This window comes from Acetobacter suratthaniensis, from assembly GCF_017377745.1.
Classification (GTDB): Bacteria; Pseudomonadota; Alphaproteobacteria; order Acetobacterales; family Acetobacteraceae; genus Acetobacter; species Acetobacter suratthaniensis.
This window is the reverse complement of record NZ_JAFVMG010000015.1, coordinates 14,688-38,053: the sequence shown is the minus strand read 5'-3', so window position 1 is coordinate 38,053 and position 23,366 is coordinate 14,688. Positions and strand designations below refer to the sequence as shown.

General features: G+C 60.6%; 20 protein-coding genes and 1 tRNA gene. 7 read left to right on the top strand and 14 right to left on the bottom strand.

The window, feature by feature from the left end:
- The first annotated feature begins 5 nt into the window (after positions 1–5).
- The 5 genes from J2D75_RS11945 (at position 6) to J2D75_RS11925 (ending at position 4,810) form a co-directional block, all read left to right on the top strand.
- The gene (locus tag J2D75_RS11945; RefSeq protein ID WP_207855046.1) at positions 6–767 is read left to right on the top strand and encodes a YggS family pyridoxal phosphate-dependent enzyme; all 762 of its coding nucleotides are present in this window, start codon (positions 6–8) and stop codon (positions 765–767) included.
- 114 nt (positions 768–881) lie between these two features.
- Complete coding sequence (locus J2D75_RS11940; protein ID WP_207855045.1) at positions 882–2,867, top strand: potassium transporter Kup; 1,986 nt, start codon at positions 882–884, stop codon at positions 2,865–2,867.
- A gap of 56 nt (positions 2,868–2,923) precedes the next feature.
- Positions 2,924–4,093, top strand: coding sequence for a radical SAM family heme chaperone HemW (gene hemW / locus J2D75_RS11935; protein ID WP_207855072.1), 1,170 nt, complete (start codon positions 2,924–2,926; stop codon positions 4,091–4,093).
- Positions 4,094–4,138: 45 nt separating this feature from the next.
- Positions 4,139–4,609, top strand: coding sequence for a DUF1489 family protein (locus tag J2D75_RS11930; protein WP_207855071.1), 471 nt, complete (start codon positions 4,139–4,141; stop codon positions 4,607–4,609).
- A gap of 125 nt (positions 4,610–4,734) precedes the next feature.
- Positions 4,735–4,810, top strand: a tRNA-Glu gene (locus tag J2D75_RS11925).
- A gap of 585 nt (positions 4,811–5,395) precedes the next feature.
- On the opposite strand, the gene J2D75_RS11920 is transcribed toward J2D75_RS11925, so the two are convergent.
- The 5 genes from J2D75_RS11920 to J2D75_RS11900 all read right to left on the bottom strand — a co-directional run bounded on the left by J2D75_RS11920 (position 5,396) and on the right by J2D75_RS11900 (position 11,478).
- The gene (locus J2D75_RS11920) at positions 5,396–5,533 is read right to left on the bottom strand and encodes a hypothetical protein (protein WP_207855044.1); all 138 of its coding nucleotides are present in this window, start codon (positions 5,531–5,533) and stop codon (positions 5,396–5,398) included.
- 337 nt (positions 5,534–5,870) lie between these two features.
- A complete protein-coding gene (locus J2D75_RS11915) occupies positions 5,871–6,677 on the bottom strand; it encodes an SDR family NAD(P)-dependent oxidoreductase (protein ID WP_207855043.1) in 807 nt (268 codons plus the stop codon).
- A 153-nt stretch (positions 6,678–6,830) separates the two neighbouring features.
- The gene (locus tag J2D75_RS11910) at positions 6,831–7,844 is read right to left on the bottom strand and encodes a cache domain-containing protein (RefSeq protein WP_207855042.1); all 1,014 of its coding nucleotides are present in this window, start codon (positions 7,842–7,844) and stop codon (positions 6,831–6,833) included.
- A gap of 191 nt (positions 7,845–8,035) precedes the next feature.
- Positions 8,036–10,219: an EAL domain-containing protein gene (locus tag J2D75_RS11905; protein WP_207855041.1), complete on the bottom strand. Its 2,184-nt coding sequence runs from the start codon at positions 10,217–10,219 to the stop codon at positions 8,036–8,038.
- Between the two features lie 497 nt (positions 10,220–10,716).
- Positions 10,717–11,478, bottom strand: a complete 762-nt coding sequence (locus tag J2D75_RS11900; RefSeq protein WP_207855040.1) for a glucose 1-dehydrogenase — start codon at positions 11,476–11,478, stop codon at positions 10,717–10,719.
- 260 nt (positions 11,479–11,738) lie between these two features.
- Between J2D75_RS11900 and J2D75_RS11895 the strand changes: the two genes are divergently transcribed.
- Together J2D75_RS11895 and J2D75_RS11890 are read left to right on the top strand one after the other, a co-directional pair.
- A complete protein-coding gene (locus J2D75_RS11895) occupies positions 11,739–12,509 on the top strand; it encodes a hypothetical protein (RefSeq protein ID WP_207855039.1) in 771 nt (256 codons plus the stop codon).
- 20 nt (positions 12,510–12,529) lie between these two features.
- Positions 12,530–12,937 carry a TadE/TadG family type IV pilus assembly protein gene (locus J2D75_RS11890; protein ID WP_207855038.1) on the top strand — a complete coding sequence of 136 codons (408 nt, stop codon included), beginning with the start codon at positions 12,530–12,532 and terminating at the stop codon, positions 12,935–12,937.
- A 27-nt stretch (positions 12,938–12,964) separates the two neighbouring features.
- Here J2D75_RS11890 and J2D75_RS11885 read toward each other — a convergent pair whose 3' ends face one another.
- From J2D75_RS11885 to J2D75_RS11845, 9 genes are all read right to left on the bottom strand, one after another.
- On the bottom strand, positions 12,965–14,518 hold the full coding sequence (locus tag J2D75_RS11885) for an efflux transporter outer membrane subunit (RefSeq protein ID WP_207855070.1): 1,554 nt from the start codon (positions 14,516–14,518) through the stop codon (positions 12,965–12,967).
- Positions 14,519–14,547: 29 nt separating this feature from the next.
- Positions 14,548–16,017 carry an efflux RND transporter periplasmic adaptor subunit gene (locus J2D75_RS11880; RefSeq protein ID WP_207855037.1) on the bottom strand — a complete coding sequence of 490 codons (1,470 nt, stop codon included), beginning with the start codon at positions 16,015–16,017 and terminating at the stop codon, positions 14,548–14,550.
- The gene (locus J2D75_RS11875; protein WP_207855036.1) at positions 16,014–19,214 is read right to left on the bottom strand and encodes an efflux RND transporter permease subunit; all 3,201 of its coding nucleotides are present in this window, start codon (positions 19,212–19,214) and stop codon (positions 16,014–16,016) included. The genes J2D75_RS11880 and J2D75_RS11875 overlap by 4 nt, the downstream gene beginning before the upstream one ends.
- A 186-nt stretch (positions 19,215–19,400) precedes the next feature.
- On the bottom strand, positions 19,401–19,931 hold the full coding sequence (locus J2D75_RS11870; protein ID WP_207855035.1) for a TadE/TadG family type IV pilus assembly protein: 531 nt from the start codon (positions 19,929–19,931) through the stop codon (positions 19,401–19,403).
- The gene (locus J2D75_RS11865; protein ID WP_207855034.1) at positions 19,897–20,367 is read right to left on the bottom strand and encodes a TadE/TadG family type IV pilus assembly protein; all 471 of its coding nucleotides are present in this window, start codon (positions 20,365–20,367) and stop codon (positions 19,897–19,899) included. The genes J2D75_RS11870 and J2D75_RS11865 overlap by 35 nt, the downstream gene beginning before the upstream one ends.
- Positions 20,368–20,507: 140 nt before the next feature.
- Positions 20,508–21,566, bottom strand: a complete 1,059-nt coding sequence (locus tag J2D75_RS11860; RefSeq protein WP_207855033.1) for an MYG1 family protein — start codon at positions 21,564–21,566, stop codon at positions 20,508–20,510.
- 110 nt (positions 21,567–21,676) lie between these two features.
- Positions 21,677–22,393: a CbtA family protein gene (locus J2D75_RS11855; RefSeq protein WP_207855069.1), complete on the bottom strand. Its 717-nt coding sequence runs from the start codon at positions 22,391–22,393 to the stop codon at positions 21,677–21,679.
- A 49-nt stretch (positions 22,394–22,442) separates the two neighbouring features.
- Positions 22,443–22,658, bottom strand: a complete 216-nt coding sequence (locus J2D75_RS11850) for a CbtB domain-containing protein (RefSeq protein ID WP_207855032.1) — start codon at positions 22,656–22,658, stop codon at positions 22,443–22,445.
- 121 nt (positions 22,659–22,779) lie between these two features.
- Positions 22,780–23,346, bottom strand: coding sequence for a histidine phosphatase family protein (locus J2D75_RS11845; protein ID WP_207855031.1), 567 nt, complete (start codon positions 23,344–23,346; stop codon positions 22,780–22,782).
- Positions 23,347–23,366: the final 20 nt, after the last annotated feature.

Genomic DNA, 23,366 nt, shown 5'->3' with positions numbered 1-23,366 from the left:
GTGTCATGGAACCTTCTGTCGCCCTCCGGCCCGAAACACTTGACGCCGCCGCAGCCCACGATGGCGCGACGCCCAGCCCGCACACCATCGCTGACAGACTAAGCGCCATCCGTGCTCGCATGGATGAGGCCGCCGCACAGGCCAGCCGCAACCCGGCTGATGTGACGCTGGTCGCTGTTTCAAAATTTCACCCACAGGCCAGCGTGCGGGCAGCCATGCAGGCCGGGCAGCATGTTTTTGGCGAAAACCGTGTGCAGGAAGCCGCTGAAAAATTTCCCGCCCTGCGCACAGACAGCCCGGATATGCGCCTGCACCTGATCGGTGGACTACAGACCAACAAAGCGCGTGAAGCTGTGCGGCTGGCCGACATGATAGAAAGTCTGGACCGTCCGGCACTGGCTGATGCGCTGGATCGTGCCGCCCAGACACAGGGCCGCCTGCCCGACCTGCTGGTGGAAGTAAACACCGGAGATGAGCCGCAGAAATTCGGCGTCCCGCGCGAACAGGCCGATGCCCTGATCCGCGCCTGCCGCCAGCGCTTTGGCGACAGGCTGCGCGGGTTGATGTGCATTCCCCCCGCGCATGAAGACCCCCGGCCACATTTCCGTCTGCTCCGCGCCATGGCCCACACACATGGGCTTTCGGTGCTGTCCATGGGCATGTCCGCCGATTTTGAACTGGCCATAGCCGAAGGCGCAACTCTGGTGCGGGTGGGCACCGCCATTTTTGGCCCGCGCCCCACGCCCGCAACCACCCTTGCGCCCTGAGCCACATTGCTCTGCCCCATGCAGGCAGCGGGTATGCCTTGCCTCGGGCCTTTGTCTAACTCTATGCACAGTTCGGGGATCGCGCCCCACCCCTGACACACAGCCAGAGGCACCATGACCGACCCTACCCCCCCCACCGGCCCGGCCCCCACCGGTAGCGCGGCACACCCCACGGACAACCGGGACGCAGCGCCCCGGCATATTGCCGAGTTCGACGCCGACCAGCCCCAGCACACGCTGGCACCTGTCGGCATGGCCGCCCTGCTGGGCGTGCTGGGGGTCGTTTATGGTGATATCGGCACCAGCCCGCTTTACGCCTTCCGCTCCACGGTCGAGATTATCTCGGGCCACCATACGGCTGAACCGTGGGAAATCATGGGGGTGGCGAGCCTTATCTTCTGGACGTTGATCCTGATCGTGACGCTGAAATACGTCACCCTGATCATGCGCGCCGACCATAATGGCGAAGGCGGCATTCTGGCCATCATGTCACTGGCGCAGCGTGTTTCAACGCAGGCCCGTACACGCACCATTCTGGCCATGGTGGGTATTGTGGGGGCGTGTCTGTTTTTTGGTGATGGGATCATCACCCCCGCCATTTCGGTGCTTTCCGCGATCGAAGGGGTGGAAGTCAGCATCCCTGCGGCCCATGACTTCGTTATTCCGGTCGCGATTATTGTCATTATCAGCCTGTTCAGCGTGCAGTGGGTCGGCACCGGGCGGGTCGGCACGATTTTCGGCCCGATCATGCTGCTGTGGTTTGGCACCATTGGCACGCTTGGCCTGCTGCAGATCCTGCATCACCCGCATATTCTGCTGGCTCTGTCGCCCACCTATGCGCTGGAGTTCGTGTTCTATCACGGCAGGCTGTCGTTTCTGGCTCTGGGCGCTGTCGTGCTGTGCGTAACCGGTGGCGAGGCGCTTTACGCCGATATGGGGCATTTCGGGCGCACGCCCATCCGCTATGCGTGGCTGTTCTTTGTGCTGCCCATGCTGGTGCTGAACTATTTCGGTCAGGCTGCTCTGGTCATTGCCGAGCCTACAACGCTGGCCAACCCCTTCTTTCTCATGTGCCCGCACTGGATGCGCGGCCTGATGGTGGTTCTGTCCACGCTGGCCACGGTCATTGCCAGTCAGGCTGGTATTTCGGGCGGGTTCTCGCTGTGCCGCCAGCTTATCCAGCTCGGTTACATGCCCCGCCTGCGGATTACCCACACCAATGCCGAAGAAGAAGGGCAGATTTACCTCCCTGACTTCAACCGCTTTCTGGCTATCGGCTCGGTGCTGCTGGTGCTGGCCTTCCGCAGTTCCGATGCCCTTGCCTCGGCCTACGGCATTGCGGTTACGGGTACGTTCATCTGCACCTCCATTCTGGCCATTGCGGTGTTCCGGCGGCACTTCAACTGGCCCGCATGGCAGGTGGGGCTGGTGTTTGGCGGCTTTCTGATGCTGGATGGCACGTTCTTTCTGGCCAACGCGCTCAAAATTCCCGATGGCGGCTGGGTGCCGGTGCTGCTCGGCTGCGCGCTGACACTGATGATGACGACATGGAAAAAAGGTCGTGGGCTTATCATCAGCCGCCAGCGACAGGACAGCCTGCCCATGGGCAGCTTTATCGCCCGTCTGCCGCAGTCACGCACCATCCGCGTGCCGGGCATGGCAGTGTTCATGACCAGCACGCCCGACTTTGTGCCGCCCTGCCTGCTGCACAACCTGCGGCATAACAAAATCCTGCATGACCATGTGCTGTTCGTAACCGTACAGAACCTCGACCAGCCCGAGGCCGAACGCGGCCACCGCGTGACGGTGGAAGAACTCTCGCCCGACATCTACCGCGTAATCCTGCGTTACGGCTTTATGGAAATGCCCAATATCCCCCGTGCGCTGGAAGAACTCAAAACCAACGGCGTGGATTTTGATGCCCTTCAGGCTTCCTACTTCACGTCACGCGAGCTGATTACCCGCTCCTCCGTGCCGCGCATGTCGCGCTGGCGGATGTCCATCTTCATGTTCATGGTTCGTAACTCCACCTCCAGCATGGAATTCTTCCGCATTCCGCCTGACCGCGTGGTGGAGCTGGGCGTGAAGGTGGCGATCTGAGCCGCCCCGTGCCGCTTTCCACACCCACCACACCGGCATGGGCTGAACGCAAACCCATGCCGGACAGTGCAGAGAGCGCAGAGCCGCTCGCACTTTATATCCATTGGCCGTTCTGTCTGGCCAAATGCCCGTATTGCGACTTTAACTCCCACGTGCGCGCGCCTGTGCCTCAGGCCCGTTTTGGCGCGGCTCTTGAGCGCGAACTGGCCTATGAAGGCGCACAGCTTGGCCGCCGCCGTCTGACATCCATTTTTTTTGGTGGCGGCACACCTTCGCTCATGGCCCCCCAAACCGTGGCTAACCTGATCTCTCTCGCCAAAACCGTTTTTGACCCGGCCCCTGACCTTGAAATTACGCTGGAAGCCAACCCAACCAGCGTGGAATCTGCCCGCCTGCGCGACTTCGCCCAGGCCGGGGTCAACCGCATATCACTGGGTATTCAGGCGCTGGATGATGATGCCCTGCGCTTTCTGGGGCGCGAGCACTCGGCAGCACAGGCACTGGCCGCCCTTGAATGCGCACGCGGGCTGTTCGGGCGCATGACGTTCGACCTGATTTACGCCCGTCCCGGCCAGAGCCTGAGCGCATGGGAGCACGAGCTACGCACAGCACTGGCGCTGGCCGCCGACCACCTGTCGCTCTACCAGCTCACCATTGAGCCGGGCACAAAGTTCGAGGCCCTGTACCGCACCGGTGCCTTTACCCTGCCCGATGAAGACACTGCCGCTGCCCTGTATGACAGCACAGACCGGATTACCCGCGCCCACGGGCTGGACGCGTACGAGGTTTCAAACTACGCGCGCCCCGGTAGCGAAAGCCGCCATAACCTCACCTACTGGCGCTATGGCGACTATCTGGGCCTTGGCCCCGGCGCACATGGCCGCATAACGCAGGAGGGGAGCCTCTACGCTACCCGCCGCCACCGCGCGCCAGAACCTTGGGCCGAACGCGTGGAACAGCACGGAACCGGCGAAACCTCGCGCGATGCTCTCAGCCGTGCCGAACGGGCGCGTGAAATGCTCCTGATGGGCCTGCGCGTGCGTGAAGGGATAGACCTCACACGCTTTGCCACCCGCACCGGCCTGCCCCTGCAGGACGCACTGGACGCCACCATACTCGCCGCAGCGGTGGAAGAAGGTTACCTGATCCATACACCCCAGACCCTGCGCGCCACACCGGAAGGGCGGCTGCGGCTTGAAGCCCTTTTAGGCGCACTGGTTCTGTAACCGCCTGCCTTGGCACAACAGGGCGGAACCCCCATGTCTGGAACCATGCTGAACCTGATAAAACTGGTTGTGGGCGTCAGTAGTCTGGAAGAGCTGGCCGCCCGACAGACCCTGCCCGAAAACGCCCGCACCCTGCCCGGCCACGCCACACCGCTACCGGTGGTCCACACCCGCTCCTTCCCCCGCCGGAAAGATGAAATCCTGCCCGGCGGTTCGCTCTACCGGGTTATCGGGGGGCTGATCCTGTGCCGTCAGGAAATTCTGGCTATTGAAACCAGTACCCGCGCGGATGGCACATCCGGCACGCTGTTTTTTCTCAACCCTACGCTTATTCGCGTGCAGGCCTGCCCCATGCGGCCTTTTCAGGGGTGGCGCTACCTGACCGCAGCCGACAGCCCACCTGATCTGGATAGCCCTGATACGGCCCGGCCCAGCCACCCCGGCACCCCCCGGACAGACAAAGCAGACACCCTGCCCCTGCCTTTACTGCGCGAACTGGCCCTTCTGGGCCTGTAACACGCCCCTGTCCGGCGGTTTTCTGCGAGGCGGCCCTCTTTTTATAAAAAAGTGAAAAAAGAGGGCGTTACCCGCTTGACGCTCCGCTCAAACACCATTAAACCACGCTTCAACAACGCGCCTCTGTCCCGTTCGTCTAGAGGCCTAGGACACCGCCCTTTCACGGCGGCAACACGGGTTCGAATCCCGTACGGGACGCCATCTTAAAAAATGGCTTTAAGCGTCAATCAGAAAATATGAACCTCTCTTTTTGAGAGAGCGTAGGCTCAAAAAAGAGCCTTCTGATACCGATTGCCCATGCTGGCTTTCCGTATTCAACCAGACAATCCACTCCCATATCTGTTAAGCACAGTCCTGTTCCGCCTTGCGCGAGACGCTGTACTGACACAGGCAAGCCTCTCAGACATCACAGTCTGCTGCTTCATGTGCTCAGGCAGCGCTATTCCCCATGACTGGCGTTAAAACGCACAAAATTCCTTTTTATATTTTCCCAAATGGCCACCAGAGCCGGGCAAAACCCTAGATTTTGTTATGCCCCAACCGAGCGCATCAACATGCTGTGGTCAAGGCCAGACTGCTCTGCGTCCGAGCAGTCCTGACACGCATTCATCCCATTATTTATCCACAGGGGAAAATATCTTTTGAAAAAAAATAATCCGTGAAAAAAGCGCTAAACCGGCATTTTTTCAGGATTCGCTGTTGCCTGCGATAAGGGAGCAACATTTTCCACATAGTTATCCCCAAGGGGGAAAAGGCCATGTCAGAAGCGGGTATTAAACCCTGAATTTAATACCGGAACAGGCAGGCCGTTGCTTCAGACAGATCTGACAGGCTCAGGGAGGACGCCACATTATGGCTAAGAGCAACCAGCACCGTTCCCGCCACAAGGATCATGGTGGCACCATCGCGTAACCGCTGTGTCATTCTCTCGCACTCCTGTTCTGAAGCATTTGACGCGCAGCATGGCGCTGCACATTTTGTGCGGAGATGCTGGGCAATCAAAATTTTAACGATTATTTTTACGAGACAACCTAAAGCACGATCATCAATATGCAGTCAATATAAACACCGACATGCCGATGTTAATTTACGCCAGCGGGATGCGGGCAGCACAGGGAATGTAATTTATATCATTTTATATCAATATGTTGCTTATAATACTATTTTTTATGGTTATTTAAGAACAAAAAAAATCCGCCTGCAAATGCTCACAGGCGGATTCCTTACGGCCGGATATGCCGACTCATCAAAGCTGCATGAATCAGCCCATTTTGCGATCAACCGCCAGCCCGGCCGATGCCTGACAGATCGGCATCATTTCGATGTAATTCACATTCACATGCGCAGGCAGCCCGACAATCCACGCAACAGTCTCGGCAATATCATCGGGTGTCAGCGGCTGCGTGCCATCATAAACCGCCGCGGCCTGCCCGGCATCACGCAGGCGCACCAGACTGAACTCACTGCCACCACACAAACCCGGCGCCACATTAGTAACCCGCACGGCATGGCCCAGCAGGTCGCTCCGCAGATTTTGCGTAAACTGCTCCACAAAAGCTTTGGTACCACCGTAAACATTCGCGCCCGGATAAGGATAGCGCCCGGCCGTACTACCAAGCATGATGACATGCCCGCGATTACGCTCCACCATACCGGGCAGCAGCGCCCGTGTCATTTCCACCATACCGCTGATATTGGTGGCGATCATGGTTTCCCAGTCATCGGGGTTGGTCTGCCAGGCTTTTTCAAGGCCAAGGGCAAGCCCGGCATTGTTCACCAGCACATCAACCGCACGCCAGCCTTCAGGCAGGCTTTCCGGCAGGGCGCGCACCGCGGCCTTATCGGTTACATCCAGTTCCACCGGCAGCAGGGCATCGCCCAGTTCCGCCGCCAGATCGTTCAGACGCGCCAGCCTGCGGCCCGTTGCAATGACATTATAACCGTCGCGCACGAGCCTGCGGGCAATGGCTGCGCCAAACCCTGCCGTAGCGCCCGTTACCAGTGCGATCGGCCGCTTTGCGGTGCCTGCGGCGCGCGAAAGGGTGGCATGGGCCGGAATTTCATTCATGATCTTGTCCACCTGAGTTGTTCTGAAACACAAACCCAGTTGGCCAGCCCTTGCCCCTGATGGCAACCCCTCCCCAGCGAACAGGCTTTTTGCAGGGGGCTAGTCCCTTCAGCCGGGCCCAGCCCCCATCCGGGGAGAGAAAACGCTTATTGCCTAGAGCGTGGTTTCAATCACCCCATACCAGCCAAGACCCTTATAGGTTTCGTAGCCGGGGGTAAGGGCATAGGCGATCAGCTTGTCGCCCTGACAGTAAAAGCCACGCGGGCCTTCGGGGCGGAAACTGAACGTCTCGGACAGAATACCTTCGTCGTTAGACGAGGCCAGAACGCGGCGATTGGCATCCACCAACATGACGCGGGTGCTGGCTTTTTCGTTTTCAGCCAGTCGCACCCCTTTGACAATGCCTTCAGCCTGCGGGGCCCAGTCAAAGGCAATACCCAGCACACCAAGCGCCTTCCCCTGTTCCTGCCCACCAGCACGGATAGCCGCGCTGTAAATGGCCACAGGCGTTTCATCCAGCGCGGGGAAACAGCGTACATCGGCCACGGCATATTCATCGCCGCTGCGGGTGCGCATGGCGTTTATAAACCAGTCTTCGCCCGACATATCACGCCCCATAAGGCGTGGATGGCGCTCAGGGCGGCCACACACCACCACCTTGCCATTGGCATCGGTAATGAACAGGTCCACGTAAACGGTATAGGACTTGAGAATGGTCGCCAGCCGCGCACTGGCGTGGCGATACGCATCGGGGGAAGCTTCTTCCAGCGCCTGCACCACAGCACTGTCCGTGGCCCACCAGCGCACATCGCAGGAGCGTTCGTATAAATTACGATCAATCAGATCAACCGCATTCAGCGCCAGATCGGTCATACGCTCGCCACGTGAGTTGAGCAGAAGATCGCTGCCTGCATCACGCAGTTTTTTGGTGCTGGCATCGGTTGCCGTGCGCAGTTCGTTGGAAATTTCGATAATCCGACTGGAAATCCGGCCCATTTCATCCGCCAGCAAACCGAATGCCACACCTGCCTGCCCGGCTCTGGCCGCTTCTATTCTGGTATTGATGGCAAGAAAGCGGGCCTCGCTCATGACAGAGGCAATCAGGTGTATTTTATCACGCGTAACGTGAGAAACTTCGTAAGCAAGCTGGAGGATGTCATCCTGCATTCTGGCTGTTTTCCTGTCAGGAGATCATGATGGCATCCTGCCGTTCATGCCATAAAAAAATACGGAGCGATGTCAGGAATGGCAGGGCATCAAATCGTTACGGGATAGAAATTTAATACCAGAAACTTTCTTAAATACGCCAGATATGTCAAGAAAAATCTCTGTAAGGCCACACAGACGTTTTTAAACGTTCAACCAAAAAACATGCCATACCAGTCCTGAAATTCCGCAGGCGGCACAGGTCTGCCAAACAGATAGCCCTGCACAACATCGCACCCCATATCGAGCAGTTTTTCATTCTGGATGACGGTTTCCACCCCCTCGGTCACAACCGTAATGCCAAGCCGTTTACCAATGTTGATAGCGGCCTCGGTTACGACAAAAGCGCCGACATCTTCTTCAAAATTTGCAACAAAACTGCGATCTATCTTGATTTCGGTCAAAGGCAGATCAGCCAGACGCGAGAGGGATGAAAATCCCGTACCAAAATCATCGAGCGACAGCCCAACCCCTATGGCCCGAATAGCGGCAATGGTGGCCATGGTTTCGGCGTTCTGGCGCATCATCACCCCTTCGGTGATTTCAATCGTCAGGCGCTCGGGAGCAAGGCCATATTCATCCAGCAGGCTGACAATCTGGCGTGGCAGACTGGCGGAGCAGAAATGCGTGGCGGAAATATTGACCGCCACCACAGGCACGTGCAGGCCCATGCCATCCCACTCCACAAGCTGGCGGCAGACTTCCATCAACGACCAGCGCCCCAGCTCCTCAATCTGCCCGGTTTCCTCGGCAATGGGAATAAAGCGTGACGGCGGCACGGAACCCAGCACCGGGTGTGTCCAGCGGGCAAGCGCTTCCACCCCATACAGGCTGCGCTGGGCGGCGTTGATCTGCGGCTGATAGAACAGGCGCATCTGCCCTTGTCGGGCGGCATCACGCAGGGCGGAGCCGATAACCAGCCGCTGCTCAATGCCCTTGTGCTCAAACCCGCCGAAAAACCGGTAGCTGCCGCGCGCGGCGGTCTTGGCATCGCGCATGGCGGTTTCGGCCCGGCCCAGCATGTGCTCCACATCCGTGCCGTCATCAGGATACAGGCTGATACCAATGCTGAAGGACAGCACAAGCTCACGCCCGCCCACTTCCACCGGGGCGCGCATGACATCGGCCAGACTGTCCGCAAAAGCGCCCGCGCCCTCACGATCCCCTCCGGGAATGACCACCACGAAGTCATCACCCCCCAGACGCCCGATAACAAAATTGCTACGGCAATGGGCGGCAAGCCTGCGGGCTACGGTCTGGAGCAGCACATCGCCCTGATCGTAACCCAGCACGTTGTTGACATCTTGGAACAGATCCAGATCAAGCATGAGCAACGCGAAAGGTAGCGGCGAGGCAACGCCGGTCATTTCCCGCAGAACCGTGGCAATGGATGAGCGGTTGAGCAGGCCGGTCAGTGCATCGTAGCGATCAAGATGGTTCAGGCGCTGGCGGGTCTTGCCCTGTTCGATAATGGCGGCACAGGACGGCACGCAGCCTGTCACGATTTTTTGTGGCCAGTCGGTCATTTTTTCACGATTGCGTGAATACAGCGCAAAAATACCGATCAGCTCACCCGCGCCATTCCGCACCGCACTGGCCCAGCAGTCAAACAGTTCGGCTTCCTGCCCATCGGCTCCGGGCATTTCGCGCCAGACAATGGCGCGGGCAGATTTCGGGTCGCTGCACAGAACCTGCACATCATCATCACTGAGGGAGACATGGGCCAGCATGGTCATCCAGCGCCGGGGCAGCCCCTCACCGGAGAGCACTTCCAGCCAGCGCTCGGGCGTAACCTGCAACAAGGCCGCAATACTGTTGGGTACAAGCCGCTCGGCCTCGGCACAGAGCATGTCGGCCACGTCCTGCGCGGTGCTATCCGCTGCCAGCACGGTAAAGATCTGGCCTTGCAGGTCCAGCAGCTTGCGCCGGTGGCTTTCTTCCGTCACCCCTTTGACAACGGCCATGTAATACCGGCGTTGATCCGGCCCCACCAGCCCGCTGGAGATGGACATTTCAGCCGCGACGTAATCCCCATTGCTCCGCACAAAAGTGACTTCGCGCGAGGTACCGACAATGCGGCGCTGGCCTGTCTCGCGGTTGCGGTTGACGTAGCCATCGTGTCGGCCCCGATGTTCCATCGGCACCAGATATTTGACGTTACGCCCCAGAACCTCGCGGGCGGTGCACCCCCACAGCCTTTCGGCGGCGGTATTGAAAAAAACAACATTATTCATGTCATCAATGATGATGACACCATCCGTTGCCTGAGCCAGCATATCCGCGAAAAAAGACGTCTGATCAGGTAGGCTGTACTGCACGGGCTGAGTGGCAGGCATTGTCGCAACCTTGCGGCGAGACACCGCTGCTGAAGAAATTCAAAAAACACATCCCTCACCAGACTGATCTGGTGGTTTTCCTGCTTCTACGGCCATGAGCCTCCCATGATGTTTCCTGATGTACCGACAGGAAACACAGTCTTAAAAATACCCCCGTGCCACACGGTGGGGTGTGCTTTGGCACTGGCCCGGCTCCGGCCTGTTTCAATAACGAGGCTCCGCTTGTTTCAGGTCACAACCCCACAAGCAGAACGCCTTGAAATAACACCGGGTCTAAAAAAAATGCCGCAAGGACGGTCTTTTTATTTCTTCTGATATTCTAGTTCAAATAGTTAAAAGAAAGTTTCCATTCCCCGATAAACAAAAGAAAAATATAAGATTCTGTTAATATCTTTGCGCCTATCGCGGCCAAGCTGCAAGCGGCTGCGGCACCCGTAGCTTACAGGCCACAGGTGCCGCCCATTATACAGCAACGAACAGCGTTGCTCCCCTTAGAGTCACTGGGCGGTATAGCCGCCGTCTATCACCAGTTCGCTGCCTGTCATAAACTTCGATTCGTCCGAAGCCAGATACAGAATGCCATAGGCAATATCGTTGGGTTCACCCAGATGGCCGATGGGGTGCAGGTCCACCAGCTTCTGCCGGGCTGCGGCATCCTCTGCCGTCAGCCCCTGCACCATCGGTGTCCAGATATAGCCCGGATGCACGGAGTTGATGCGAATCCCGTAGCCCGATTTGGCACAGTGCAGCGCCGCAGATTTGGTAAACAGCCTGACCCCGCCCTTGCTGGCGTTATAGGCGGCCAACGTCGGGTCACCGATCAGACCTTCAATGGAAGACAGATTAATGATGGAACCGGCCTTATGCTCCTTCATCAGCTCAATGGCGTATTTCGTACCCAAAAACACGCCATCGAGGTTGATGGACTGCACCCGCCGCCAATGTTCAAGGTCAGTGCTTTCCACGGTGCCATTATAGGCAATACCCGCATTGTTGACCGTAATATCAAGCCGCCCGGCCTGCGCGCGCACAGCAGCCAGCACGGTCTGCCAGTTTTTTTCATCGGCGGTATCCAGTCGCAGAAAGGACGCCTGCCCTCCAGCCTGCTCGATTTCCTGCACAACCTGCGCGCCGTCCTGCTCTTTCAGGTCGGTTACAAAAACTCTGGCCCCTTCACGCGCCAGCAACAGGGCCGTGGCCCTGCCAATTCCATTGGCCGCACCTGTGACCAGCGCGACCTTGCCTGCGACACGTCCCATAACCGTTTCCTCCTGCGTTGTGCCCGTTCGCGTATCATGCGGCAAAAACGGACCGGGGCTGCGCCCTGCCACACGACACCGGCGCACCTCTTGTGCCGCGCCCGGCCGCCGCTGTCGTTGACGCACATCAACACGACACACATGAAAAACCCATGAACAAACCAGCCCCGGCGCAAACAGGCCTTGACCCCCGCACGCACCCTGTCCGATACCCGGCAGTGGCGGCAGAACACGGACAGACAAAGCAGGATGGACGCATCATGACTTCACGCCGGGCCTTTACACCCGACACGCCCTTCCGCCACGGCTGGACACACCGCCCCTACCGGCGTGCTGGCGCGGGCCTGCTCGCGCTCGCTTTGTATGCTCTCCCCCTCTCTTTCGCAGGGCTTGCAGCCTCCGCCCGGGCGGAAGATATGTTCGCGACCGTTGGCAGTCCGTCCAACCCTGCCGTGGTCTCGCCACAGCCCGGTGCCGCGGCCCGGCTGATCGGGTTTCGTTCGGCCCGTTTCGGCATGAATGAAGATGGCGTACGGCAGGCGATCAGCACCGATTTCGGTCTGGACGGCCATGCCATACATGCCTCGATCAACCCCGAGCAACGCACGCCGGTTCTGACCATCGTTGTGCAGCATCTGGCCAGCGGCAAGTCCGATGGCCGGGCCGCCGTGCATTATGTTTTCGGTTATCGCAGCCACCTGCTGAGCGCTGTGCATGTCACGTGGGAAACAGCAGATGACCCCGCCAACACCGCCTCAACCCTGCTCGAAACCGGCTCGCTGCTTCAGGCCTATTTCGAGCAGTTGAGCTTTCCCGCCGGGCGGAGCGCCACCAACGCCATCATGGCGGATGGCTCGGTCATTCTCTTTCGCGGCATGGACCAGCAGGGCCATACAGTCGCCCTGTTCATTACCGGTCAGGTCGGACGCCCCGAAGGCGCGCAGGTCGAACGCATGACACCCAGCGCCCTGATTCTGGCCTATACCGAAAACCCCGAACGGCCAGACATCTTCCACCCCGGCCAGCCGTGAACCCTATCCGGGTGCCACGCATGGACAACCGGGGAGTGGTGGCAATTATCACCGCCATCGTACTCCCGGTGTTTCTGCTACTGGGGGCTATGGGGCTGGATCTGGCACGCGGTTATATTGTCAAACAACGGCTCCAGACCGGGGCCGATGCCGTGGGCAGCCTTGTCGCAGCCCAGATGCGCACACTGGGGGCCGATACCCCGCCCGATGCCACCTGCGCCCATAGCGGGCAGATTTTTGCCGCCAATTTCAACCCGAATACGCTTTTCCACGCGGCGGTCACACCGCCTGCCTGCGTGTATGACCCCGCCCTAAAGCAGGTGGTCATTACCACAGCGGCCAGTGTGCCGCTGGTTTTCGGAGCGCTCCTGCACCGCGATACACTCAGGCTGGTGGCCAGAGCCTACGTAGCCCTTCCTCCGGCCTGATAACCCACTGCCCTGCCCCGCGCCCATTCAGTGCGCGGGCATGGTGCTCAGGTTGGTATCGCCTGCATGTTGCGTGCCATCCACCCCGCCAACCGGCGCGGGCGACCGCAGATTGCCGTATTGCAGCGGGCCAAACGGGCGGATAGCCCCTTCAGACGGCAACGCCTTGCGCGACCAGCCACCACCCAGTGCGGTAATGAGTGCGACCGAGGCCTGATGCTGGCGGGCATCCACCTGCACAAGGGTTATGCGCGCACTCAGGGCAGCCTGCTGCGCCACCACCACATCCAGATAATTGGTCAGCCCGCCCGTATAGAGCGCCATGGTCATGTTCTGCGTACGCAGGGCGGCTTCCACGGCCTGACGCGCCTGATCCGTTTCCGTACGCAGGCGATTGACGTTGGTCAGCCCGTCTTCCACCTCGGCAAAGGCATCAAGCACCGTGCCGCGATAGCGGTCTTCCGCCTGACGATACTGCGACCATGCCCGCTGCAGTTCCGCCCGGCGCACCCCGCCCTGAAACAGCGGCAGCACGGCCTGTGCGCCAAACTGGTACATGGAGTTGGACAGCGTGGCGAGGTCAAACCCGTTATCCATGAACCCCGTCATGGCGTTAAAAGTCACATGCGGGTAAAACGCCGCACGTGAAACCCCGATAGCCCGGTTAGCCTGCGCCATCGCACGCTCGGCGGAGGCAATGTCGGGCCTGCGTTCCAGCAGGGTGGACGGAAGCCCTGCCGAAGGCTGCACATCTGTCAGGTCGATCCGGTCACGCGGGGCGATATGAAAGGCCGCTGGCGCCTGATTGACCAGAATGGCCAGCGCATGCTCCATCACGTCGCGGCTGGCATGGATATCCGTCTCGCGCGCCTGCGTGGAGGCAAGCTGGGTTTCGGCGCGGGAGACATCCAGCCCGGCGGAAATGGCCCCGGCCAGACGCAGCCGGGTAATATGCACGGCCAGACTGTAGTAGCGGATGGAATCCCGATAGACCGCATCCTGCGCATCAAACCCACGCAAGGCAACGTAGTCGCGCGCGACCTCGGCCTCCAGCGCCAGACGGGCAACAGCATAATCCGCCGCCTGCTGCTGGGCCGACTGCTCGGCCATGCGCTTGCGGTTACGAATGGCAGACCAGAAATCCGGCTCCCATGTCGCGGCGGCCTGATACTGCTCGGACGACATATAGGCCGGGCCAGTAGCCCCCGCACCACGCCACAGCCTGTGGTGCGACGATTTGTAGCGCTCGCCCCCGGCCATGCCCTCAATCTGGGGGTAAAGATGGGCTGCGACCTGAGCTGCGACATCCCGCGCCTGCGTAAAGGCTTCAGCCGTGGCTTGCAGGTCCGGGTTGGCGGCCAGGGCCTGCTGTTCCAGCCTGTTGAGTTCCGGGTCACCAAAAGCCGTCCACCAATCCGGGCGGAACGCTGTCTCATCAGGGTGGCCATAGCCGATCACCCCCTGCCCTTCCCAGTCCGGTGGGTACACCAGTTGTGCGGGATGGTAGGCGGGGGCCATGTCGCACCCATTGAGTGTCAGGGCCAGCAGAGCGGCCCCCCCGATGGCACGCGCGTTCCGCATGGGCCTGCGCAGGGGCCGCAAACGGCGCATTACCGCTGTCCGCCCGCTTCTGGCACAGAGCGTTCCTCTGGCATGGCACGTACGTTATCGGGCTGGCTCTCATGCCCGCTCCGGCCCGCCGGGCCGGACAGGTGGCCATGCAATGACCCGTGTAGCTGACCAGCTTCCGGCGTGGGTGAGGGTGAAGGTGCCGCCGGTGTTGGCGCATGAGGCTGGGGCGCCAGCGGAGCAACAGGAGCCGCAGGCGGATAAACCGGCGCATTATACCCGCGCGTGGCTGGCACAATCAGCACCTTGTCCCCATCCAGCAACCCGGCGGACGGGTTGTTGATTACCCGGTCATTCGCCTTCAGCCCGGACAGGATTTCCAGCGTGGTGCCGTAAATCGTGCCCACCTGCACCGGCACAAGATGTACATGATCCGTTGAATCCACCAAGGCAACCTGCGTGCCCTGCGCGCGAAAAAGCACCGCCCCTTCAGGCAGAATCAGCACACCGGGGGTACCGGGTGCTTCAAAATGCGCGGTGGCATAGGAGTTCGGCCACAGCTCGCCATTGGGGTTATCCACCATTAGCTCGGTATTGACCGTGCGTGTGCCGGGACTGAAAGCCGTAGCGGTGGCCAGATACCGCGCCTCGAAAACACGGCGGGGAAACTGCGGCAAAGAGAGGGTGGCCGTCAGGCGGGGAGAGATGACATCCGCATAATCCTGCGGTACGGCCACGAACACGCGCATGGCATGTACATCCGCCACCGAAAACAGTTCCGTGGCATTACCGCTGGAGCCGACATCGCCCCGGCCCGCATTCACGTAATCGCCCACATCGGCCATACGCGCGGTCACAATCCCATCAAACGGCGCGACAATACGCTTGAAACCTTCCAGCGCCTTGAACCGCTCCATTTCATGCCGGGCGGCCTCAACCTGCGCCTGTTCGGCCTCGGCATTGGCGGCCTGCACATCCACTTCCTGCTGGGAAACAGCCTGCGTGCCTTCCAGCGCCTTCCAGCGCCGTGCCGTAATCTGGGCCAACTTGTAACGCGCCAGCGCTACATCCAGATTGGCGGTGGCCGCAGCGTATTGCGCGTCCAGACCCGGTGTGTCGATTTCGGCCAGAAGATCGCCCGCATGCACATGCGCGCCGATATCCTTGTACCACATTTTCACGTAGCCCGAGACCTGCGCATAGATCGGGGCCTGATACCACGCGGCAATATTGGCGGGCAGGTCGAGCTTACGGGTATCAGGGCCGGGAGCGGGCTGGATCACCTGCACATGCGGCAGAGCGGCCTCGGCCGTGGCGCGGGCTACCTTGTCATAATTGATATGCCGCCAGACAACGCCGCCACAGGCCAGCGCCAGTGCGCCGCCTGCAAGCAGGGTCAGGATCAGGCGCGCTCTGGGGGAGACATGCCCGCGGCCCGCTGTCACCGGTGCGCCATCCGGCTGGCCGTTCTGCCCGCCCGATGCCGGGGGGGCCGGTCTGTGGTCGTTCATGCTGGCTCTCCCGCCTGATTATCTTCCCCCGCTTTGCGCCTGCGGCCATGCAGCAGGGCAAACACACACGGCACGAACAGCAGCGTGGCAAGGGTTGCCACTGTCAGCCCGCCAATAACGGCGCGGCCCAGCGGCGCGTTCTGTGAATTGCTCATGGACATGGGCAGCATGCCCACAATCATGGCCGATGCCGTCATCAACACCGGCCGGATACGCTCAAACCCGGCATCCAGCGCCGCTTTCACGGCATTGCCGTGGCGGGCCAGCTCATCCCGCGCAAAGGACACCACCAGAATGGAGTTGGCCGTAGCCGTGCCCATGCACATGATCGCTCCGGTCAATGCGGGAACAGACAGGGCCGTGCCAGTCAGGAACAGCGCCCAGGCAATGCCCCCCAGCGCACCGGGCAGCGCGGTAATGATAATGAACGGGTCAAGCCATGACTGAAAATTGACCACCGCAATCAGGTAGACAAGCAGAATGGACATGGCCAGCCCGCCCAGCAGTTCGGCATAGGCCCAGTTCATGGTCACGCCCTGACCATACACACTCATGGAAGAAGAGTGCGGCAGGTTGGTGCGTTCCTCATCCACCACGCGGGCCACCTGCCGCGCCACCGTGCCCAGATCCACCCCTTCGTTGGAGGCGTAGATGTTGATGGCGGGCATGATGTTGTAATGCGAAATCTCGGCCGGGGTGCCGGTGGCGGTAATCTGGCTCAGCCCGCCCAGCAGCGCCGGGGGCGCACCGCCCGCATTGCCGCCTTCATGGTCAACCGGCAGCAGCTCAAGGCTGTTGAGGGTCTGCAGATAGGGAGCGGGGGTCTGAATATCAATCAGGTGCGAAACCCCGGTAGCGGGATCAAGCCAGTAAACCTGCCCCACCTGCGAACTGCCCGACAGCGCAACCAGCATATTGTTGGCCACATCAGCTTCCGTAATCCCCGTGCCCAGAGCGTAGCGGCGGCGGGTGCGGATATGCAGGGTCGGCTGGGTCATCGGCTCCTGCACGCTCACATCCACCACGCCGGGAATACGCCGCAGCCGGGCGGCAACACGGTTGGCAAAAGCAAAGTTGTCCTTGAGCGCACGCCCGACCACCTGCACATCCAGAGGGGCGGGTGAACCGAAATTGAGGATTTTTGCCGTCAGGTCAGCAGGCTGGAAGGTCATTTCCGTGCCGGGGAAGGCGCGCGCCAGCCCCTTGCGCAGAATGGCGCGGTATTCCGCCACGGGGGATTCGGGATTACGCAGCGAAATGGTCAGATCGCAATCCTGTGTGCCCACTGTGGGGGTGGGGATATAGGTCTGGTTAAGCGGGCTGAACGGCAAGCCGCAGTTATCGACAATCGACACAACCTGACCGGGCAGCAGACGCGCGATCTCGGCATTGACCAATTGCGAAATTTTGCCGGATTCCTCCAGCCTCGTGCCAATAGGTGCACGCATGTGCATAGCCAGCACATCGGAATTGATTTCAGGAAAGAAATCCTGCCCGACAAAAAACAGCAGCCCGAGCGAGGCGACCGCCGCCAGCAAAAACCCGCCGACAAAGCGCCCGCCAAGGCCGATCAGCGTATCCAGCAGCGCCTTGTAGGCATGACGGAAACGCTCGAACCCGCGTTCGAACCCACGTTGGAACCGCACCAGAAAACCACGCACACCCGCAGGCTGCGGGCCGGATGGCGCACCATGCCCGGCACCATGCTGGCTTTCCTGCCCGGCCAGCATGTATTTGGCCATGGTCGGCACCAGTGTGCGCGACAGGATGAACGATGCCAGCATGGCGAAAATAATCGCTTCTGCCATAGGCGTGAACAGCCAGCCCGTTACCCCGGTAAGCTGAAAAAGCGGCATCCACACAATGCAGATACACAGGGTGGAAACAAATGTTGGCACCACAATCTGGTTGGCTGCATCAATAATGGCCTGTTCCAGATTTTTCTGCTGCGCCAGATGGGCGTCGATATTCTCGATCATGACGGTTGCGTCATCCACCAGAATACCAACGGCCAGCGCCAGACCACCCAGCGTCATGACGTTGATGGTCTGCCCCGCCCAGTTCAGCCCGATAATGGAGCACAGCATGGCCAGCGGGATGGAGGTGGCAATAATAACGGTAGAACGCCACGACCCCAGAAACAGCAGCACCACAAGCCCGGTCAGCACGGCGGCGGTCACCATTTCCTGCACCACGTCGCGCACGGATTCCTTCACAAAAGTGGAGGCATCGCTAATGACATCAATCCGCACGCCATCCGGCAGGGTTTTGACAATACCGGGCAGCAGTTTCTTGACCCCCGCCACCACATCCAGCGTAGAGGCGTTGCCCGCCTTCATGATAACGATCAGAACACCCTGCTGGCCCTTGACCAGCACGAGGTTGGTCTGCGGTGGCCCGCCCCGATGCACCCACGCCACATCCCGCAGATGGATGACCGAATTGCCAACCTGCTTGATCGGCAGGTCGTTGAACGCCTCAAGCTCTGTGGGCGAAGCGTTGCTCTGCACCATCCAGTCAAAATTACCGATCCGCTGATCACCGGCGGGCAACACGATATTCTGCTTGGCCAGTGCGGCTGTCACATCCGTGGCCGACAGCCTGTGGGCCAGCAGCTTGGTGGGGTCGAGATCCACCATGACATTGCCCGGCTCACCCCCATACGGATTGGGAATAGCCGCCCCCGCCACCGAAACCAGTGCCGGGCGCACCAGATTGGAGGCCATGTCGTAAATTTCGGACGCCGTCATGTGGTCTGACGACACCTGAAGTGTCAGAACCGGAACTGATGAGGCATCCATCGCCATAATCAGCGGCGGCGTACTGCCGGTGGGCATCTGCTTGATGACGGTCTGCGAAACAGCCGTCACCTGCGCCTGCGCCACGGCGGTATCCGTGCCGGGCTGGAAAAAGATCTTCACGATCCCACGGCCGTAGTACGACTGGCTCTCGATATGCTCGATATTGCCGACCGTCGCTGTCAGGGCGCGTTCGTAATAATAGATGATCCGCCCTGACATGTCCTCGGGCATCAGACCGGTATAGGTCCACACCGCCGCCACAACAGGAATGCGGATGCTAGGGAACACGTCGGTAGGCGTCCTGACGACCGCACGGACGCCAAACACCAGAATCAAAATCGACAGTACTACAAAAGTGTACGGCCGTTTGAGCGCGACGAGAACAATCTGATTCATACGGCCATGCTCCTGTATCCGGCGCAGACCGCTGAGCGGCATAGGATCGTCATGGCATTCTTTCTAGTCCGGTTTTTTTCGAACAGCCAAGACGCATTGACCCGGCCTCTCTGGCAAAACCGGAGAAAACCGCGCATTTTGAAGCGACATAAAATTTTTATTACAGACTGTTAAGACTTACTCACATCACCTGAGCGTCAACGGCGCTTTCAGTGCAAAAACGGCGCTACTGTAGAGCGTTGGCAGCAAACCACCCCCCAGAATCCGGCTAGGCTGCGCGGGTATGCAGCCCTGCACCACCACAAAAGTCCCTGCCACACCTGACAGGGCAGACAGCCCGGCCGCCGGGTCATGCGGGGTGCAGCCCCCCGCCGCATCAGGCCCGTAACGCGTGATGGCCTGCCCGCCGGGCGCACCAGAGGGGGCTGGCTGAACCGTAATAATGCCAAGCTGCAACACAGCCCCTCCCTGCACCAGAACAGGCAGGGTCTGCTCGTTATGCAGCACGGTCTGGATAAAAGCGGCTGAGGGCGCATCGGCCCGTGCAATCATCTGCCCGACATGATCTGTCAGGGTGGAAAGCTGATACCAGCGCCGCAGCGCCTGCCCCACCTCCACCATGCCCGCCAGCAGCACGGCGCAGAGCGAAAAAACAAGCGCGGCTTCAATCGCCACATTACCGCTACGCGGGCGCGCAGGCTTTTGGCGCATTATCATGGATCAGAACCCTGACGGAATGCCGCATGGCTGGCTGGCCCAGCAGCATGCTCATCCACGGTGTAAAATAGGCCTGCGTGTAACTGAATGTATAAAAAGCCGTACTGTCAGGCTGTGGCTCGGCACTGACACGCACCAGAGCCGCACGCAGAATACCCCCCGTATCCTCCGCCACAAGATCAGGCAGGGCCGCACAGGTGCCGCCTTTTGGGGTGCGCCCGGTTTCTACAAAACGGGCGGCATCTTCCGCCCCGTTCTGGAGCATGATGGCGGTCAGCATCTGCCAGCCGGTTTCCATGAAACCGACCAGAAAAATAATCATGACTGGCAGGATCAGCGCGGCTTCCAGCGCCGCCACGCCACGCCGCGCACGGAGCAGGCGGCCCCATACGCCCTGCCGCACTGCACGCGCTCCAACGCCCGACCTGCCTGCCACACAGCCTCCTGACCGGGCCTATCAAAAACCCGTCCGCAACGCCGCCCTGCTCCTACGATAAAACCCGGCAACCCACCCTGTATAGCCGCCCCTGTGTGGGGCCGGATACAGGGCGGAGCAAAGACACCGCAGGCTTAGCTTCAGGCCGTGGGGGCTTGCGCCTGCTTGTTGGCGGCATCAATTTCAAGCGCCCGGCGGGCCATGGCCAGCGCCCCCTCACGGGTGGCCGCTCCACAGATAAAACGGGCCGGATGCGCGAACACGGCATCGGCAATGCCCGAAGCTTCGGCCAGAGCCTGACCATCCAGCCCGGCCCAGGCATCCGGCAGCGACACGCGCTGCCCGAACTCGCCCCGCGCAGGCGGCACCGCCTTGATGTTCCACTGACCGCTCGGCGCGGGAGAGACCACATACACCACCGGCAGATCATGCTCGAAAATGACCTTTTCGGTCGGCATGCCGGTTTCCATCAGCAGAATGCGCTTGTCTTCTGCCTGCGCAAACGCCTCCAGCACGCGGGTAACCGCCTTCTGGCTGGCCCGCACGCGCTCCACCGCATTGACCAGATGCGCCGCAACAGCAGCCGCGGCATTGGCAAAGCCTTCCGTCTCGCGGCGGGCGGCTTCCTGCGGGCCAAACAGTTCGGCGGCATCCCATGTCGGGCCGCTGGCGGATACGATTTCAGCCAGAGACAGACGCCCCATCTTGGCCACGCCGTTATCATCAAGGTCGATAGGCAGCACCAGCCCCTTGTCCACACCCTGCCAGATGGCGTTCAGCCGCGCCTCGTCCAGCTCCGTGCCTTCCGCCGCCATGGTGGCAGACAGGATATTGCGAATGGCCGCCCGGCCGTAATCCGCCCAGAGCAGACCCGCAGCACTATAGGGCGTGCCATCTTCACGCAGGGGCTTGTCGCGCATGTGGTGGTCGTACCGGCCTGCAGGCGGGTTATACACCCCGCCGACATCGAACACGATATCCGCAGCCCCGATCCGGGTCTTGTCACGGCTACGCTCGAACACAAGCCTGTCGGGGGCTGCCGTACCCAGTACGCGGCCACGCAGGTCGCCTTCAGGGGCCAGCGCGTAGTGCAGCACGACGTAACCCAGAGTTTCATCCACATGGAAATTGCCCGAATGGGTCAGTGCCCGTACGGGCGACGTTGCAGTATCCAGACCAATGGGCGTGTGCTGTGCCATAAACAAACCTGCCGACTACGTGAAATCAAGAAACGAAAAAACCGCCATCCCGGAACAGCGCGTAAACCAGACCGCCGGGCATGACGTACAAAAAAGAACAGAAAACGGCGTCAGGCCCGCGCAGGCTCCAGCACCCGCTCCGCCAGCACGCCGTAACCCAGCCCCAGTGCTGCCCACAGAACAAGCTGCATGCCCAGCGCGGATTCCCTGAAACGCCAGAGCACCTGTGCAGGAAAATCCGCTGGCACTTCGGAGATATCAGGCAGCATGGCCGACAGCCCGGCCACCAGCACGCCATAAAGCAGCACGCCCAGCACGTTGGCATTCCAGCCACCCAGACGGGGCGTGAAATGCCGAGCGATCACCACCCCGATCATGGCGGAACAGAACGACAGCCCAAGCATGATGAAATATGCCGCCGTGCGCACACCGATTGTCTCCGGGTCACCCACGGCGGGCGGGTTGGGCGGATATTTGAGACCGGGTACGATCACCGCCACCACGCAGCATATCACGGCCAGCCACAAAGCCAGTGGCCGCGCGCAAAGCCGCGAAAACCGCCCATACACACAACTGAACACAATGGCGAACACCCCGCCATAGGCCGCGCCATACAGCACGGTGGCGGTCAGCAGGCCCCAGCCCGCCTGCACGCCCCGGCTTATCAGCTCGGGTTCAGGCGGCTCATTAGCCAGAGCAGCCTGCGCCGCCTCGTAGGCAATGGCGAGGTTGACCTGTGGTTCGCCAAAAACACGGGCGAAAACAAACGCCAGCAGAGCCGCGAAAACCCCGACCAGCATGCCCCGTGACAAAAGACGGCCCATCATCATCGCACGCTCTCGCCAAGCTCAACGGGGCGCATCGGCAAATGCTGGATCAATGACAGGGAAAACCCAGAAGGTGGCGGCCATCATGCACGAACTCATGCACCGCATGGCCAGAAACCAGCGCTGTGGCACCCTGCTCGGCTCCCACAAAATACAGCACCACAACAAACAGCAGCGCACCAAACACGGCCCACGGCGCCACGGCCTTGAGCGGAACGGGTACGGGAGCAACTGCGACTGTGGGTTTCAGGGTTGCCGTAGCCATTGAACTGGTCTCCTTGGGTCAATATCCCGGGATTGGCACAAAGCCGAAATCTGGGTTCACAAACACGAATCTCGCGGGCCTTGTCAACATAACACACTGCAACCCGGCACCCTGCCTTTTCTTACAGCAGCCGAACCCGCCAGCGCCCATGCCGGGTTAGCGCAAGCCATGCGCCTGCGGCCACATCCAGATCGGGCGGGGTGGTTGCGGCGGGGGCCAGAAGACCGTGTGCAAGCCCCACCATGACCGAGGGGGCGACCATCAGCAGCGCCTGTGTGCCATCAGGCACTTCGGTCTGGAGCCAGTGCAGCAGCCGGGTGGTAAACTGCTGCCAGCTTTCCCCCTCCGGTGGGGCAAAACAGGCATCCTGCGCAAAAGCCTGTAAAGCGTGCACAGGCAGGCCGGACAGCGCACACCCCGCCCACTGCCCAAAATCACGCCCGCGCAGGGCGGCCGTGGCAGTAAGGCTCTGCATACTAAAACCCTGCAACGCATCACCCAGCAGGGCCGCAAGCCCCGTGGCATTGTCGTCCGCACAGAAAACCTGCATGGGCTGGCCACACAGGGCCAGAATACGCGGCGGCACCGCGCAGCATCCCGGCACCGACAGATCCACCCCCGAGGTCATGATCCCCCGCGCGGTTTGTGCCGCAGGCGGCAGGGCCAGACAGAAAAGCCGGGAGACCATCAGCCCGGTTGCACGCAGGG

Excerpts from the sequence above, each read along its gene's own strand:
- J2D75_RS11900 (WP_207855040.1), bottom strand. The coding sequence starts at position 11,478 with ATGGGACGTGTCGCAGGCAAGGTCGCGCTGGTCACAGGTGCGGCCAAT.
- J2D75_RS11930 (WP_207855071.1), top strand. The coding sequence starts at position 4,139 with ATGCTGAACCTGATAAAACTGGTTGTGGGCGTCAGTAGTCTGGAAGAG.
- J2D75_RS11890 (WP_207855038.1), top strand. The coding sequence starts at position 12,530 with ATGGACAACCGGGGAGTGGTGGCAATTATCACCGCCATCGTACTCCCG.
- J2D75_RS11945 (WP_207855046.1), top strand. The coding sequence starts at position 6 with ATGGAACCTTCTGTCGCCCTCCGGCCCGAAACACTTGACGCCGCCGCA.
- J2D75_RS11905 (WP_207855041.1), bottom strand. The coding sequence starts at position 10,219 with ATGCCTGCCACTCAGCCCGTGCAGTACAGCCTACCTGATCAGACGTCT.
- J2D75_RS11850 (WP_207855032.1), bottom strand. The coding sequence starts at position 22,658 with ATGGCTACGGCAACCCTGAAACCCACAGTCGCAGTTGCTCCCGTACCC.
- J2D75_RS11920 (WP_207855044.1), bottom strand. The coding sequence starts at position 5,533 with ATGACACAGCGGTTACGCGATGGTGCCACCATGATCCTTGTGGCGGGA.
- J2D75_RS11915 (WP_207855043.1), bottom strand. The coding sequence starts at position 6,677 with ATGAATGAAATTCCGGCCCATGCCACCCTTTCGCGCGCCGCAGGCACC.
- J2D75_RS11895 (WP_207855039.1), top strand. The coding sequence starts at position 11,739 with ATGACTTCACGCCGGGCCTTTACACCCGACACGCCCTTCCGCCACGGC.
- J2D75_RS11885 (WP_207855070.1), bottom strand. The coding sequence starts at position 14,518 with ATGCGGAACGCGCGTGCCATCGGGGGGGCCGCTCTGCTGGCCCTGACA.
- hemW (WP_207855072.1), top strand. The coding sequence starts at position 2,924 with ATGCCGGACAGTGCAGAGAGCGCAGAGCCGCTCGCACTTTATATCCAT.
- J2D75_RS11860 (WP_207855033.1), bottom strand. The coding sequence starts at position 21,566 with ATGGCACAGCACACGCCCATTGGTCTGGATACTGCAACGTCGCCCGTA.
- J2D75_RS11940 (WP_207855045.1), top strand. The coding sequence starts at position 882 with ATGACCGACCCTACCCCCCCCACCGGCCCGGCCCCCACCGGTAGCGCG.
- J2D75_RS11875 (WP_207855036.1), bottom strand. The coding sequence starts at position 19,214 with ATGAATCAGATTGTTCTCGTCGCGCTCAAACGGCCGTACACTTTTGTA.
- J2D75_RS11910 (WP_207855042.1), bottom strand. The coding sequence starts at position 7,844 with ATGCAGGATGACATCCTCCAGCTTGCTTACGAAGTTTCTCACGTTACG.
- J2D75_RS11855 (WP_207855069.1), bottom strand. The coding sequence starts at position 22,393 with ATGATGGGCCGTCTTTTGTCACGGGGCATGCTGGTCGGGGTTTTCGCG.
- J2D75_RS11870 (WP_207855035.1), bottom strand. The coding sequence starts at position 19,931 with ATGATAATGCGCCAAAAGCCTGCGCGCCCGCGTAGCGGTAATGTGGCG.
- J2D75_RS11880 (WP_207855037.1), bottom strand. The coding sequence starts at position 16,017 with ATGAACGACCACAGACCGGCCCCCCCGGCATCGGGCGGGCAGAACGGC.
- J2D75_RS11845 (WP_207855031.1), bottom strand. The coding sequence starts at position 23,346 with ATGGTCTCCCGGCTTTTCTGTCTGGCCCTGCCGCCTGCGGCACAAACC.